This is a genomic window from uncultured Agrococcus sp., assembly GCF_945915485.1.
Lineage (GTDB): Bacteria > Actinomycetota > Actinomycetes > Actinomycetales > Microbacteriaceae > Agrococcus.
This window is the reverse complement of sequence record NZ_CAMEFJ010000064.1, coordinates 1-14,794: the sequence shown is the minus strand read 5'-3', so window position 1 is coordinate 14,794 and position 14,794 is coordinate 1. Positions and strand designations below refer to the sequence as shown.

At 64.8% G+C, this 14,794-nt stretch carries 12 protein-coding genes; 8 read left to right on the top strand and 4 right to left on the bottom strand.

The features are described 5' to 3' along the window. Window positions 1-145: 145 nt before the first annotated feature. The 5 genes from Q0O95_RS10290 to Q0O95_RS10270 all read left to right on the top strand — a co-directional run bounded on the left by Q0O95_RS10290 (window position 146) and on the right by Q0O95_RS10270 (window position 7,353). On the top strand, window positions 146-1,816 hold the full coding sequence (locus Q0O95_RS10290) for an amidohydrolase (protein WP_293698066.1): 1,671 nt from the start codon (window positions 146-148) through the stop codon (window positions 1,814-1,816). Window positions 1,817-1,902: 86 nt separating this feature from the next. After that, the gene (locus tag Q0O95_RS10285) at window positions 1,903-3,507 is read left to right on the top strand and encodes a thiamine pyrophosphate-dependent enzyme (RefSeq protein ID WP_293698064.1); all 1,605 of its coding nucleotides are present in this window, start codon (window positions 1,903-1,905) and stop codon (window positions 3,505-3,507) included. A 13-nt stretch (window positions 3,508-3,520) separates the two neighbouring features. Further along, the gene (gene speB, locus Q0O95_RS10280; protein WP_293698061.1) at window positions 3,521-4,477 is read left to right on the top strand and encodes an agmatinase; all 957 of its coding nucleotides are present in this window, start codon (window positions 3,521-3,523) and stop codon (window positions 4,475-4,477) included. Window positions 4,478-4,600: 123 nt separating this feature from the next. Then, window positions 4,601-5,611, top strand: a complete 1,011-nt coding sequence (locus Q0O95_RS10275) for a C-terminal binding protein (RefSeq protein WP_293698058.1) — start codon at window positions 4,601-4,603, stop codon at window positions 5,609-5,611. A 185-nt stretch (window positions 5,612-5,796) separates the two neighbouring features. Further along, complete coding sequence (locus tag Q0O95_RS10270; protein ID WP_293698056.1) at window positions 5,797-7,353, top strand: amidohydrolase; 1,557 nt, start codon at window positions 5,797-5,799, stop codon at window positions 7,351-7,353. Window positions 7,354-7,417: 64 nt separating this feature from the next. Here the strand turns inward: Q0O95_RS10270 and Q0O95_RS10265 are convergent, their stop codons facing one another. The 4 genes from Q0O95_RS10265 to Q0O95_RS10250 are packed head-to-tail and all read right to left on the bottom strand — an operon-like array spanning window position 7,418 to window position 10,963. Beyond that, a complete protein-coding gene (locus tag Q0O95_RS10265; RefSeq protein WP_293698053.1) occupies window positions 7,418-8,371 on the bottom strand; it encodes a glycine betaine ABC transporter substrate-binding protein in 954 nt (317 codons plus the stop codon). Window positions 8,372-8,427: 56 nt separating this feature from the next. After that, window positions 8,428-9,189, bottom strand: a complete 762-nt coding sequence (locus tag Q0O95_RS10260; protein ID WP_293698050.1) for an ABC transporter permease — start codon at window positions 9,187-9,189, stop codon at window positions 8,428-8,430. Beyond that, window positions 9,186-10,337: an ATP-binding cassette domain-containing protein gene (locus Q0O95_RS10255; RefSeq protein ID WP_293698072.1), complete on the bottom strand. Its 1,152-nt coding sequence runs from the start codon at window positions 10,335-10,337 to the stop codon at window positions 9,186-9,188. The genes Q0O95_RS10260 and Q0O95_RS10255 overlap by 4 nt, the downstream gene beginning before the upstream one ends. 5 nt (window positions 10,338-10,342) lie before the next feature. After that, window positions 10,343-10,963: an ABC transporter permease gene (locus Q0O95_RS10250; RefSeq protein ID WP_293698068.1), complete on the bottom strand. Its 621-nt coding sequence runs from the start codon at window positions 10,961-10,963 to the stop codon at window positions 10,343-10,345. Window positions 10,964-11,356: 393 nt separating this feature from the next. Between Q0O95_RS10250 and Q0O95_RS10245 the strand changes: the two genes are divergently transcribed. From Q0O95_RS10245 to Q0O95_RS10235, 3 genes are all read left to right on the top strand, one after another. Then, window positions 11,357-12,682, top strand: a complete 1,326-nt coding sequence (locus Q0O95_RS10245) for an amidase (protein WP_293698047.1) — start codon at window positions 11,357-11,359, stop codon at window positions 12,680-12,682. 185 nt (window positions 12,683-12,867) lie between these two features. Then, complete coding sequence (locus Q0O95_RS10240) at window positions 12,868-13,314, top strand: Fur family transcriptional regulator (RefSeq protein WP_293698044.1); 447 nt, start codon at window positions 12,868-12,870, stop codon at window positions 13,312-13,314. 58 nt (window positions 13,315-13,372) lie between these two features. Then, the coding region (locus tag Q0O95_RS10235) for a catalase (protein ID WP_293698041.1) at window positions 13,373-14,794 on the top strand (1,422 nt) is incomplete at its 3' end.

Genomic DNA, 14,794 nt, shown 5'->3' with positions numbered 1-14,794 from the left:
TTCGTCGCGATGTACCTCGCGCCGCAGTACTCGGATGCCGCACCGGTCACGAAGTCGTACACGCCGCGCACCGACACGACGGCGCACGACACCGTTCGCGACACCGACAACACCAACAACACCAACTAGAAGAGAAGGCACCTCGATGCGTCAGCTTGCAACCTTCGATGCCCGCGACTCCGTGGCGACCATCGTCACCGCGGAGACCGTCCTCACGGTCGACGAGTCACGGCCCACCGCTGAAGCACTGCTGACGCATCGAGGTTGCATCCTCGCTGTCGGAAGCCTCCACGAGGTCGAACGCGCCGCGTCCGAGGCGGGTCTGAGCCCGGAGCGTGCAGCGTTCCCCGGCGCAACCATCGTGCCCGGCTTCATCGACGCGCACGCGCATCCGCTCATGTACGGGCAGATGCTGACCTGGGTCGACGTCTCGCCCGCCAAAGCCTCGTCGATCCCCGAAATCATCGAGCTGCTGCGCGGCGCGGCCGAGAAGCTGCCGGCGGGTGTTCCGCTGCGCGGCTTCGGATACGAACAGCGAAACCTCGCAGAGCGTCGTCACCCGACGAAGGAAGAGCTCGACAGGGTCGCGACCGACCGCGAGGTCTACATCATGAACGCCTCGGGCCACGGTGGCGTCGTGAACAGCTTCACGTTCGCGAAACACGGCGTCACGAAAGAAACCCCGAATCCGGCGGGCGGAGAATTCTTCCGTGATGAGCACGGTGAACTTACGGGAGAACTCTCGGATGCCGCCTGCAACGTGCTCACGGGGCTCCACGGCGTGAAGATCGGCCATCACGGTCCAAATTTCCACCTCGGTGATGAGCCCGTCGAGCATCAGCGGCAGATGGAGCTCGTGCAGCGCGAGTTCCTCGCCGGCGGCGTGACCGCGTTAGGGGACGCACAGGTCTCCAAGCGCGAACTCGAGACCTACCTGCGATTCGCCGATTCGGGCGAGCAGCGGATGCGGGTATCGATGTACTTCCTGTCGCACCTGCTCGATCACGTGATCGAGCTCGGCATGACGGCGCCCTTCGGCAACGCGATGCTGGCGCACGCCGGCATCAAGCTCTACGCGGACGGCACGCTCGGTGGCTGGACGGCGTACTTCCCCGACGGCTACGTCGGAGACCCGTGCCGCACCGGCCAGCTGTACCATCAGCCGGAGGAGTACGCGGAGCTCGTTCGCCGCGCCCACGCAGCCGGATTGCAGACGGCAACGCACGCGCAGTCACCCATCGCGATCAAGATGGTCGTCGACGCCATCGAGGCCGCGCTCGCCGAACGCCCCGACAAGGATGCCCGTCACCGGATCGAGCACTGCGGCCTGCCCGACCCCGCCGAGGTCGCGCGCATGGCAGAGCTCGGCATCCGCCCCGTGAACCAGACCCAGCACTACTACAACTGGGGCGAGGGTGTCGAGCAGGCCATCGGGACTCCCGGCGAGCGCTTCAACCCGCTGGGCGAGTTCGCCGAGGCCGGGGTCGCCATGACGATCTCATCGGATGCTCCCGTCGCCGAGCCCCGCCCGCTCGAAGCCATCCAGGCTGCCGTGACTCGCGTGACGCGTCGGGGTGCCAAGCTCGGGCCCGACAGTTTGCGGATTACCGCCGAGCAGGCGCTCAAGGCGCACACGTACGAGGGCGCCGTTTCGATCGGGCGGGAGAACGAACTCGGGTCACTCGAAGCCGGCAAGCGCGCCGACTTCGCTGTGCTCGCCGATAATCCACTGACGGCCGACCCCGGTACTATCGCGAGCATCCGGGTTCTGGAAACCTGGGTTGACGGGAAGTCCGCGTTCGACGCTGGCGCTTAACCACTGCAACAACTCAATACCAACGGCGTGATGCCACTGTGTTCACTCATCTAGGCCGCCGACACTGACGACATCAGGGAGACGACATGGAGACGATTCGGAAGCGCACGACCGGCTGGGTTGTGCTCGAAACGCTGCGGAACTACGGCATCGACACGGTGTTCGGCATCCCCGGTACGCACAACCTCGAGCTGTACCGTCCGCTCACGCATCTCGGCATTCACGCTGTCACGACCCGGCACGAGCAGGGAGCCGGTTACGGCTCGGACGGATGGTCGCTGCAGACCGGCCTGCCGGGTGTTGTGATCACGACGTCGGGCCCCGGCCTCCTGAACGCGCTGTCGGCGGCAGCCACGTCGTTCGCCGAGTCGCGCCCCATGATCATTCTCTCGCCCGGCGTCGCACTCGGCGCAGAGTTCGCCGATGTCGGCACGCTGCACGAGACCAAGGACCAGATCTCGGCCGCGCAGGCCATCGTGGAGTGGGGGCGCCGAGTCACAACCGCGGAAGAAGCGGTACAGGCCGTACACGACGCGTTCGAGCTGTTCCGCACGGGCCGTCCACGCCCCGTGTACATCGAGATTCCGCTCGACGTGCTCGAAAGCGAAACCGAGTTGGCGGATGCGCTGACGGCAGCGCATCCGGTGCCGGAGCCGCAACCCGTTGATGCCGCTGCTGTGGCTGAAGCAGCGCAGTTGCTGCGGGATGCGCAGAACCCGGCGATCCTCGCGGGCGGCGGCTCCCGCGGCGCAAGAGCCGGCATCCAGGCGCTCGCGGAACGTCTCGGAGCACCCGTCGTGACCACGTCGAACGCGAAGGGTGTCATCGACGAGTTCCACCCGCTCTCGCTCGGCGCGAACCTGCGTCTCGACGCAGCGCGCAACGTCGCGAAGACCGCCGACGTGCTGCTTGTTGTCGGTTCGAAGCTCGGCGAGGCAGACCTCTGGGTCGATGCCCTGGAAGCCGAGGGCAAGGTCGTACGCATCGACATCCTCGAATCGCAGATCAACAAGAACCAGGACGCCACGGTCGGCCTCGTCGGTGATGCGGAGGTTGCCCTCGATGCGCTGCTGAACGAGATCCCCGCCGGCGAGAAGCCGAGCCGGGTCGACGTCGCAGCTGTGCTCGAGGCCGTGAGAGCCGAGTCGCTCGAACTCGATCGCGAGAACGCCGAGCTCGGTCGCGCGATCGCAGAGGCGCTGCCGGAGGACGTGATCCTCTCGACCGACTCCTCGAAGATCGCTTACTGGGGCCTACTGAACGAGCTTCGCGTTCGCAAGCCGAACTCGGTGCAGTACATGGCGACGTACGCGACCCTCGGGTACGGGCTTCCCGCTGCGCTGGGTGCCCGCGTTGCGGACTCGACCAGGCCGTCCGTCGCCGTGATCGGCGATGGCGCGCTCATGTTCGCGCTGCAGGAGTTCATAACCGCCGTCGAACAGCAACTCGACGTCACCGTCATCGTCGTCGACAACGGTGGGTACGCCGAGATCAAGGGCAACGAGGAACAGGTCGGCATCGCGCCCATCGGCGTCGACCTCGCGCAGCCCGACTGGCCGGCGCTGATCAATGCCTTCGGCGGGACGGGCGTCGGCATCACTGAGCTGCAAGAACTGCGGGGCGCAGTCGATGCGGCAGTCAGCGCCGGCGGTCTGCAGCTGATCCACGTTCCCTTCAGCGTTATCGAGTAACAGGAGAAATACCATGAGCACCCCCATCGGACCGGCAGATGCCTCCAAGCAGCCCCGTTACGCAGGGCTCTCGACCTACGCGCGACTCCCGCGCATGGAAGACGTCGACTCGACGGATATCGCCGTCGTCGGCGTACCCTGGGACTCCGGTGTCAGCTACCGCCCCGGCGCGCGCTTCGGCCCTGAGCACGTGCGAGCATCCAGCCGGCTGCTCCGCCCGTACAACCCCGCGCAGGACTTCGCGGGCTGGGACGCCGTCCAGGTCGCCGACGCAGGAGACATCGCTGCGAACCCCTACGACATTCCCGAGGCCATCGACCAAGTCTATGGGGGGCTGAAGGAGCTGCGCTCGAAGACCCAGCGAGTGCTCACGATCGGCGGGGATCACACGATCGCCTACCCTTCGCTGAAGCTCATGCACGAACTGCACGGCCCCGTCGCAGTGCTGCACTTCGATGCGCACCTCGACACCTGGGACACCTACTTCGGCCAGCCCGTCACGCACGGCACACCCTTCCGGCGCGCATCCGAGGAGGGCTTCATCGACAAGACCGCCTCGATGCACGTCGGCATCCGCGGCCCGCTCTACGGCAAGGTCGACCTGGAAGACGACGAGCGTCTCGGGTTCGCGATCGTCTCGAGCGAGTACATCGAGGAGCAGGGCGTTGCCGCTGCGATTCAGCGTGTGCGCGACCGGATCGGCGACCGTCCGCTGTACATCTCGGTCGACATCGACATCCTCGACCCGTCCCACGCACCCGGCACCGGTACGCCGGAGGCGGGCGGGCTGACGAGTCGTGAACTGCTGCGCATGCTGCGCGCACTGACCGACCTCAACATCGTCGGCGCCGACATCGTCGAGGTGGCACCCGCCTATGATCACGCGCAGATCACCGGGATCGCGGCGGCGCACGTCAGCTACGAACTCATGACGGCGATGGCCCAGGTCATCGTGCGCGAACAAGGATGAGTTGCTCGGCGGCGGTGGCCGTCGCACCGAGAGCGGAATAGTCGAAAGACGCACGTTCGGGAGGCTCCCAAAGGGCATTCTTTCGACTATCGCATTGCCAGATTCGAACGTCCGGAGGATACGTTGACAATCGAGGGACATACCGCGGACCAGCCGGTCGTCGTCTACACGAAGAACGACGATACGGACGCGGCCCCGGGCATAGCACTGCTCGAGCGTGCGGGCTTCGAAGTCCGGGTGCTCGATACCGACGACCAGCAGCAGATCATCGACGGTGCGCAGGATGCCGTCGCCCTGCTGGTCGGGTACGCCGAGATCGACCGGCGCGTCATCGAATCGCTGCCGAACCTTCGGCTCGTATCGCTCATGTCGATGGGCTTCAACAACGTGGATCTCGATGCCGCGGTCGAGCACGGTGTGTGGGTGACGAACATCCCCGGTGTCGCCACCGAGGAGGTCGCAACGCACGCGCTCGCGCTGCTGCTGCAGTCGGTGCGGCAGTTCGGCTACTATACGAAGACCTCGACCGCGAACCCCGAAGAGTGGAACTCCCGCGCTGCCATCGCGCCGTGGCGGCTGAGCGAGCAGACGCTCGGCATCGTCGGGCTCGGCAAGATCGGCCGTAAACTGGCAGAGTTCGCAGGGCCGCTGTTCGGCGACGTCGTCGGATACGATCCGCTGCTGCCCGACACCGATGAGGTGCGGGGGATGCTCGCCGAGCTGGGCGTCCGCAGAGCGAGCCTCGAGGAGGTCCAGCGCGCTGCCAATGTGCTCTCGCTGCACGTACCGCTCACGCAGGAGACCGAGCGCATGATCGACGAACGATTCATCGACGGGATGCCCGAGCGTGCGTTGATCGTGAACGTGTCTAGGGGAGCGCTGCTCGATTCGCAGGCGGTTGCCGACGCCGTCCGCAGCGGCCGGCTCTCGGGTGCGGCGCTGGACGTGCTTGAGGAGGAGCCGCCGACGGCCGACCACCCGCTGCTCGACGTCGAAGACGTTGTCATCACGCCGCACGTGGCGTACTACTCGGAGCGTACGGAGGCGGAGTATGTGCGCATCCAGGCGCAGAACGCCGTGACGCTCGTCGAGACCGGGAAACCCGAAACACCGGTGAACACGCCGGTGACGTAACCGACCGCTTGCAAACCGAGCCCGGTTTCTGCAGTCCTGCGTGAGATCTGCGGCAAAAAAGTTGAAAGAAGTACGTTCGGGAGGCTCCCAGAGGGCATTCTTTCGACTATTCCGGGGTACTTGGTGGAGTGAGTCGAACGAAGAACCAGCAAGCACAGGAAATAAGGCGAGAGTTAAGGAGCCGCATGGCACAGCTGACCGAATCGGCGAAGGAGACCGCCCGCGAATGGGTTGATGCAAACCTGGCCAGACTGACCGAGTGGCACACGCACATCTGGGAACTGGCAGAGCCGGCGTGGCGCGAATATCGTTCGCAGCAGTGGTACGTGCAGCGTCTGCGCGAAGAGGGGTTCGACGTCGAAGACGGGTCTGCCGGGATGCCCACCGCGTTCAGCGCCACGTGGTCGAACAGCCCCGAGGGAGTCGACGCGGGGCCCACGCTGCTGACCTATGCCGAGTACGATGCGGTGCCCGGTAACAGCCAGGCTGCTGTGACGAGCGAACAGCCGCACGAGGGCACTTCGCGCTTCGCTCCCGGTCACACGGACCCGCACTCCGTGCTGGGTATTTCGACGCTCGCGGGCGTGCTCGCGACGAAGCACGCCATGACCGAGCACGGCATTCCCGGCATGATCCGGTACACGGGTGAACCGGCCGAGAAGATGCACGGCTCGAAGGTCGTGCACGGGCTGCGCGGGTACTACGACAACGTCGACGGCATCGTGTCGTTCCACCCGTTCTACATGCTGCCACTGTGCAACACGGCCCGCTGGGATACCCAGTGCGGCGCCTACTACAGCAAGGTCTATACCTTCACGTGCGACAGCGCGGAGACCTGGCAGCTCTCGAGCGCCGACCCGAACTCGCCCATCCCGGCCTCCCACTCCGCTGCACGTGCTCCCGGTGCGAACGTCGCGCTCATGCAAATGTACACGTCAGCACGCGTCATGCAGGATGCGATGCTGCCGTCGACGGGCGGCTGGAGTTTCTCGGATGCGATTCTGTCGGATGGGCAGGCGACCGCCGACAATCTGCCGCAGCGGGTCGCGCGCATCCAGTTCTCGTGGCGTACGCCCGATGTCGAGATGGCCGAGCACGTGCTCGCCGTGCTCGACAGGAACGCCGAACACGCCGCGGCCATGGCCCACTGCGAGCTCGAGGATCGATGGATCGCGCGCAGCCGCCCCGGCCGGACGAATCACGCGATGGCCGAGGTGCTGTACGACAATCTGTCGGAGGTCGGCGCCCCTCGATACGGTGCGGATGCCGTGGCGGTCGGGCAGGATATCCAGCGAAATCTGGGCCTTGAGCCCAGCGAGAAGCCCTTCCTGGCCGAAACGGAGCAGCTGATCGAGCCGATCGAAGCGGAGCGCTTGCTCCGTGAGCATATGCCGGCCTGGCAGCGCAACTGGACGAGCGACGACTACGTGGAGATGTCGCACTACGCGCCGCTCGTGCGGTTCTACGTTTCGCGCCCTGCGCTGCAGCCGGTTCCTGGAGCGGGCCCGTACCCCGCCTGGGTCATGAATGCGCTCGGTGGCATCCCGGAGACGATCGCGCCGACGATTCAGGTGACGGGCAAGACGATCGCGGGCACGTTCCTCGATCTGTTCACGAAGCCCGATCTGCTCGCGGCGGCGAAGCGCGAGTTCGACGAGCGGACGGCGGCGGAACCGATGCCGGCGTTGCTGCCGGCTGACTTCGAGCCGCCGATCGATCTCCCCTGGCCCGAGTACCGCTAGCGCGCCGACGCACAACGCGGGGCCGCGCCGAGCTTACCGGTGCGGCCCCGCGGCTCTGCTACGGTCAGCCGATGAAACCCTGCTCGCGCAGCCAGTCTTCCGCGGCGTTCGCCGGCGAATCTCCATCGACGTAAACCTGCGCGTTCATCGCCTGGAGCTCCTCGTTGGTGAGCGCCTCCGCGATCTCGTCGAACAGGTCGACCGCTTCCGGGAACTCGTCGACCAGTTCCGAACGGAACACCATTGCAGCGTTGTACGCGGGGAAGAACGACTGGTCATCTTCGACGGGGGAGAGATCGAGCGCTTCGATGCGTCCATCTGTTGCGAAAGCGACGCCGACCTCGCAAGCGCCGCCCTCGGTGACGAGTTCGTTGTAGATGACGCCGTCCTCCAGCACCGTGACGTCGGAGCTGGGGAACGAGAAGCCGTAGTGGTCCTCCATGCCGGGAAGCCCGTCTTCGCGAACGCTGAATTCGGGCCCGACGCAGATCCGGACCTGCTCGCCGCCGTTCACGGCGTCGGCGATCTCGCTGACGGTTTCGAAGGAAGTGTCCGGGTATGTGTCGCCACTGTAGACGAGCTGGTAGGTATTGTTCGCCGGTGTGGGAGCACCCCAGATCAAGCCGTTTTCTTGGTCGGCTTCCGCAACGGCCTCATACTGCTCCATCGGATCGGCGATGGGAGTCGTCTGCCCGAGGAACCCCATCCATGCCGTGCCGGTGTAGTCCCATTCGAGGTCGATCTCCCCGGACGTAATCGCGGTGCGCACCGCCTGCGTTCCCCCGAGCCCCGTCTGGTCGGCCACCTCGGCCCCGGCGGCCTCCAGCGCGATGATGGTCAGCTGGCCCAGGACGAGCTGCTCGGTGTAGTTGTCCGAGCCCGCGGTCACGCTCAGCTCCGAGAGGTCGTAGTCGTCTGCGATCGAGCCTCCTTCGTATGAGGATGCGCTCGAACAGGCGGATGGGGCGAGCGCCAGAGTAGCGGCTCCGGCAAGTGCGAAACGGGTTTTGGTTGTCATCGAGACTTCCTAACGGTTGGTGAACGGGATACGGGCGGGATGGATAGGCGTCGCCATCATGTGCGCGGCGTAAGAGCTCTTTGCAGCAGCGAGGCACCCCAATCGATAAGCAAGGCGAACGAGGCGGTCAGTAGGCTTCCGATGATCACGACGTCCATTCGGCCGAGCTGCATGCCCGAGTCGATAAGGCTTCCCAGACCGCCGGCGCCGATGAGCGTGGCCAACGCGGCCGTGCCGACGTTGAGGACCAGCATGGTGCGCCAGCCTGCCAGGATGACGGGTACGCCGAGGGGCAATTCCACGCGCATCAGGATCTGCGTGCCGGACATCCCCATGCCGGCCGCCGCCTTCGTAACCGATGGAGGGCACGAAACGATGGCGACCAAAGTGTTCCGCAGCAGCGGCAGGAGTGAGAAGAGCAGTATCGCGACGATGGCGGTGTTCGTTCCGGTTCCGACCAGGAGCGCTAGCAGCACGATGATTCCGATCGACGGCAGTGCCTGGGCAGCGCTCCCGATCGCGAGCAACGGTGTGCGAAGATATTTGGCCCATCTCCGACTGAGCAGAATTCCCATGGGAAGCGCGAAGAGGACACCGAGCACGGTGGACGCGAAGACGATCCATGCGTGCTCGCCCGCTCGTCTGAGGACGTTGCTCGGCTCGAGCATGCGCGCCGTCACCGAATCAAGCTGAGCGGCCGAGATGTACCAGGCGACACCCAGCAGTATGAGAACCACGAGGATCGGAACGAGGATCGGGAAGCGAGTACGCCGTGATGCGGAGGTGCCGGCCTCGCTGGCGGCCGCGAGTGACGTCATACGCGCTCACCGACCTGTTCGCTTGGCGGCACACCGCTCTCGGCAATGGCTCGCTGCACATCGGCGAGCGTGAGCGCACCGATGACGCGACCATCCTCGTCCACGATCACCGCGCGTGGATTCTCGCCTGGCATCGAGAGCAGCGCGCCGGCGGCCTCCCGCATCGATGAACCAGCTTCGATTTCCACGGGTACTGACCCGGGTAGATCGCTCACCGTCCCGCTCAAGTCGTCAAGCGCGTCAGCGAGGACCCATCTCTGCGGACGACCACGATCGTCCGTCACGAGGATGTCCCGGACTTCGGAGCCGGCAATCCGGATTTCGTTCGTCGGGGTCCCCGACTCTACGGTTTCGATTTCAGCCGACGAAGGCGACTGCTCGTCTGCCCTCACCTCCATGAGACCGAGGACCCGCATCGTCGTATCGCCGCCGACGAAGTTTTCCACGTAGGGGCTCGCGGGCGCGGTGATCAGACGCATCGGGGTATCCAGCTGTTCGATGGTGGAGTCGGGCCCGAACACCGCGATCCTGTCGCCCATGCGCAATGCCTCATCGATATCGTGCGTCACGAACACGATGGTCTTGTGGATCTCATCCTGCAGTCGCAAGAATTCGGACTGCAGATGGCCGCGCGTGATCGGATCAAGCGCGCCGAAGGGCTCGTCCATGAGAATGACATCCGGATCTGCGGCGAGCGCTCTGGCGACGCCGACTCGCTGCCGTTGGCCTCCCGAAAGTTCGGAGGGCATCCGGTTGCGGTATTCGTCAGGGGCCAGATGGACCATCTCGAGAAGTTCGTCGACTCGCTCTTCGATGCGTTCCGACTGCCATTTCAACAGCTGGGGCACGGTAGCGATGTTCTGAGCGACGGTCCGGTGCGGGAAGAGACCGGCATCTTGAATCACGTAGCCGATTTCGCGCCGCAGCTCGGTCGTCTTCAGTGTCGATGTGTTCCGGCCGTTGATGAAGATGTTGCCGCTGGTCGGGGTCACGAGCCGGTTGATCATCTCCAGCGTCGTGGTCTTGCCGCAGCCAGAAGGTCCCAGCAGGACGAGGGTCTCCCCCTTCTCTACCTCGAGGTTCAGGTTCTGCACGGCCGGTCGGGCACTACCCGGGTACTTCTTGCTAATGTCGTCCAGCGTGATCATCGTCGTCACGATGCAGCTCCCCTCCGTGAGAAACGCTGCCGGCGCGCGCCTGTGAGCAGGCCGAGCACCTGAAGCAGCAGATCGAGAATGATTCCGAGCAGCACGACGAGTATGACCGCCGCGAGCACTTGATTGATTGCGCCGGCGCCGCCGATGCGGGACAGGCCGGTAAAGATGTCTCCTCCCAGTCCCGGACCGTTGACGTAGGCCGCGATGGCAGCGCTGGAGACCGTCATGAGCGTGGTCACGCGAATGCCGATGAGCATCACCGGCCAAGCGAGAGGCAGCTCGACACGGCGGAACACCTGAACCGGGGTGAGTCCGATGCCTTCGGCAGCGCGTTTGACTCGAGGGTCGACGCCGTCAAGACCCGCGATCGTATTGTGCAGGATCGGCAGCAGTGCGTACATGACCAGGGCTGTAATGGTGGGACCCCAGCCGAGGCCGAGCAGCGGGATGAGCAGTCCGAACAGCGCCATTGCCGGGATGGTCATGAACGTGCTCGTTACGTTGAGACAAACGGCACGAACTCTCGTCTTCCGGCGCGAGAATATCGCTGCCGCGACGCCGAGGGTAACCGCGATGGCAACCGAAACGATTACGACGACAGCGTGCGTTAACGTCAACTCGAGAAGGTCATCCGCGTTGCGGAGAAAATACTCGAATAGATTCAGGCCCAACCAGCTCCTCAAGTTAGCGAACGCGCAGGTCGTCTCGAAGGAGCGGGCCGCCTATGGCGTCTTTTGGACTGCGGACCACCACCTGCAAGAGGCGCGCTCGTATTGGGCGCCAGGATCCTGACTCGATGCGGCGGAGCAGCGCCGGTGGAACGAACCTCACTAAGGAAGCCCTCTGTCTCATGAGTCGGCCACAGCGCCGCTGATCAGCATAGCAAAGTGAGTTGGGATAGCAAGGCGACGGATTAGCCGGGCCCGGTTCTCAAGCTGCAGAAAAACTGAGCGACTTTGGAAGATTGGTCAGCCGAGTTTCGATGCACTGAACCCCGATATGGTTGCCGGGTGACTCTCATCCATCAAACGATTGCATCCCTCGTGAGCATGCTCAGCACCGAAGAGGTGTCTGCTGTTGAGGTTCTTGATGCCCACGCGGAGCGCATCCAGAGGATCGATCTGACGCACCGCGTTTTCAGAGGAACAGCGCTTGCGCGTGCCCGAAGAGATGCTCAGGACTCGGATCAGCGTCGTCGCAGCCAAGACAGCCGCGGCCCCCTCGATGGTGTTCCCTTCGCTGTGAAAGACAATTTCGACGTCACCGGGCAGCGCACGTATTCCGGTTCGAATGATGCGCTCGCCGCGGCTACTTCGGATGCCGCCGTCGTGTCGGCGCTTCGTTCAGCCGGGGCCGTGCTGGTCGGGCGCACGGTCATGGACGAGCTCGCTTACGGCATGCGGTCGTGGCCCGCACGGAACGCGCGCGATCCGGAACGTTCGCCGGGTGGGTCCAGCGGCGGCAGCGCTTCCGCGGTTGCCGGTTACGCTGTGCCGTTCGCACTCGGATCCGACACAGGCGGCTCCGTGCAGGTGCCGGCCGGGTTGTGCGGCGTCGTCGGGTTCAAGCCCGGGCATGGCGTCCTCAGTACCGAGGGGCTGACACCGTTGAGCCCTACTCTCGATCACATCGGTACGCTCACACGCAGCGTCGAGGACGCGCAACTGCTGTTCACGGCACTCGTCCCCGAACAAGAGCGCCTCCGCGGGCGCACGAACTTCGTTCTCGGCATCCCCGAAGCACTCCCGGCGAGCGGGATCGCCCCCGGTGTCTCACGTCGTTACGAGGAGGTGTTGCGACTCCTTCGTGAAGCCGGTGTCGAAACGGTTCCGTTCGCGACTCCAATGCCGGATCGCTATCTCGAAATCGAGACGAATATCTGCGTGCCCGAGTTCGCGCGGGCCCACGGCGATCGAGTGCGGGCACGCCCCGAGGCGTATCGTGAGATCACGCGCATGTGGATCGACGTGGGCGAGCGATTTCCGCAGGCCGACTACGACTTCGCCCTGCAGCTGCGTTCGCAGGTGAAGGAGAAGTGGCTGGATGCGCTCCAGGGTGTCGACGCAGTGATCACGCCGATCGCACCCGTTTCGGCGCCGCCGTACGGCATGGCGACACACACGTGGCCGGACGGTACGACCGATGACTACGATCATCTGCTCGGCCACTTCGCGAATATGGCGAACATCACTGGATTCCCGTCGATCACGCTGCCGGCCGGGGACGATGAGTCGGGACTTGCGTTCGGCCTCCAGGTCATTGGCCGGCCGGGCGGTGATTTCCAGCTGCTCGCGATGGCGCGAGAACTCGAGGCGATCCTAGGAGCGCATCCCTAGGGAATCTCACGCCCGGCCGCCATCGACAGCACTGAACCCATTTCGCCAGCACACCGCAGCGCTCGTACGATGACCAACGTTTCGCGAGCAAAACCCAAATGAGGCACACAACCCATTTGGCAAGCACTTTAGATGGGTCTTGTCACTTTATTGAGTAATTCCACTTTAGGAGCTATGCTGGAAACATGACCGTAACCGACCCTGCCAGCGAGGAACGGCTGCAAGCCGACCTCCGTGGCGCAGGGTTGCGTGTCACTGCACCGCGTCTCAGCGTGCTGCGCGTGGTTGCCGAGCAGCCGCACGCAGGCACTGACGAGATCGCGGGCGCGGTTCGTGAGCGCCTCGGGTCCGTCTCGACTCAGGCCGTCTACGGCGTGCTCCACGCACTGACGGATGCCGGTCTGCTGCGTCGCGTCGACACCGGTGCGCGCGCGGCAGCTCGCTACGAACTGCAGTCGCACGACAATCACCACCACATGCTCTGCCGCGAGTGCGGTCGTCTCGAAGACGTCCCCTGTGCGGTAGGCAATGCACCGTGCCTTATTCCGGAGCACAATCACGGCTTCGAAATTGAGGTCGCCGAGGTGCTCTTCCGGGGCGTGTGCTCGCAGTGCCGCGCCACCGCATCCTAAGCCCAGCATGTCTGAGTACCCAGCACGAATACACGTCGAAACAGGAGGAGAGTCCCCAATGACTACAACCGACCCCACCGCCGCGCACAACTCGGCGATCCCCACGACCACCGAATCCGGTGCGCCCCGCGAGAGCGACGCGCATTCGCTCAGCGTCGGCACGAACGGGCCGCTACTGCTCCACGACGTCGCTCTCGTCGAGAAGCTCGCGCGTTTCGACCGCGAGCGCATCCCGGAGCGCAGCCCGCACGCGAAGGGCTCCGGCGCGTTCGGCGAACTTGAGATCACCGAGGACGTCTCCAAGTACACGAAGGCCAAGCTCTTCCAGAAGGGCACGAAGACCGAGATGCTCGCGCGTTTCTCGACCGTCGCCGGCGAACTCGGCTCGCCCGACACCTGGCGTGACGTTCGTGGTTTCGCGCTGAAGTTCTACACGGAGGACGGCAACTTCGACATCGTCGGCAACAACACCCCCACGTTCTTCGTTCGCGACCCGATGAAGTTCCCCGACTTCATCCACTCGCAGAAGCGCCTCCCGGCATCCGGTCTGCGCGACAACAACATGCAGTGGGATTTCTGGACCCTCTCGCCCGAGACGGCCCACCAGGTCGCCTACCTCATGGGTGATCGCGGTCTGCCGCGCACCTGGCGCCACATGAACGGCTACTCGTCGCACACCTACATGTGGGTGAACGAGGCAGGCGAGAAGTTCTGGGTAAAGTACCACTTCCTGACCGACCAGGGCCTCGAGTTCCTTACGAACGAGGAGGCCGGCAAGCTCGCGGGAGACGACGCCGACTTCCACCGTCGCGACCTGTTCGCGGCGATCAACGAGGGCGACTTCCCGTCGTGGAAGGTCGAAGTGCAGATCATGCCCTACGAGGATGCCAAGACCTACCGCTTCAACCCGTTCGACCTCACCAAGACCTGGTCGAAGAAGGACTACCCGCGCATCCCGGTCGGCCGCTTCACGCTGAACCGGAACCCGGTCAACCACTTCGCGCAGATCGAGCAGGCCGCCTTCAGCCCCTCGAACACCGTGCCCGGCACCGGCGTCTCGCCCGACAAGATGCTGCTCGGCCGCATCTTCTCGTACCCGGACGCACAGCGGAACCGACTCGGCACGAACTTCAACCAGCTGCCCGTCAACCGCCCCGTCGTCGAGACCAACTCGTACGACAAGGAAGGCGCCATGCAGTACCACCACTCGGGCGACGCACCGGTCTACGCACCGAACTCGTACGGTCGCTCGTGGCAGGAGCCGCAGGGGCCGGTCGACAACGGCTGGGAGGCCGACGGCGAACTCGTTCGCGCCGCATACAGCCTGCACGCCGAGGACGACGACTTCGGCCAGGCGCACACGCTCGTGCGTGACGTCATGAGCGAGGAGGAGCGCGGCCGCCTCGTCGAAACCGTTGCCGGCGGTCTCCTCGGAGGAGTCAGGGAGCCCGTGCTGTCGAACGCCTTCCAGTACTGGAAG

What these genes read in the sequence shown, in the direction of transcription:
- Q0O95_RS10290 (WP_293698066.1), top strand. Translation starts at nt 146, where the DNA reads ATGCGTCAGCTTGCAACCTTCGATGCCCGCGACTCCGTGGCGACCATC.
- Q0O95_RS10285 (WP_293698064.1), top strand. Translation starts at nt 1,903, where the DNA reads ATGGAGACGATTCGGAAGCGCACGACCGGCTGGGTTGTGCTCGAAACG.
- speB (WP_293698061.1), top strand. Translation starts at nt 3,521, where the DNA reads ATGAGCACCCCCATCGGACCGGCAGATGCCTCCAAGCAGCCCCGTTAC.
- Q0O95_RS10270 (WP_293698056.1), top strand. Translation starts at nt 5,797, where the DNA reads ATGGCACAGCTGACCGAATCGGCGAAGGAGACCGCCCGCGAATGGGTT.
- Q0O95_RS10265 (WP_293698053.1), bottom strand. Translation starts at nt 8,371, where the DNA reads ATGACAACCAAAACCCGTTTCGCACTTGCCGGAGCCGCTACTCTGGCG.
- Q0O95_RS10260 (WP_293698050.1), bottom strand. Translation starts at nt 9,189, where the DNA reads ATGACGTCACTCGCGGCCGCCAGCGAGGCCGGCACCTCCGCATCACGG.
- Q0O95_RS10255 (WP_293698072.1), bottom strand. Translation starts at nt 10,337, where the DNA reads ATGATCACGCTGGACGACATTAGCAAGAAGTACCCGGGTAGTGCCCGA.
- Q0O95_RS10240 (WP_293698044.1), top strand. Translation starts at nt 12,868, where the DNA reads ATGACCGTAACCGACCCTGCCAGCGAGGAACGGCTGCAAGCCGACCTC.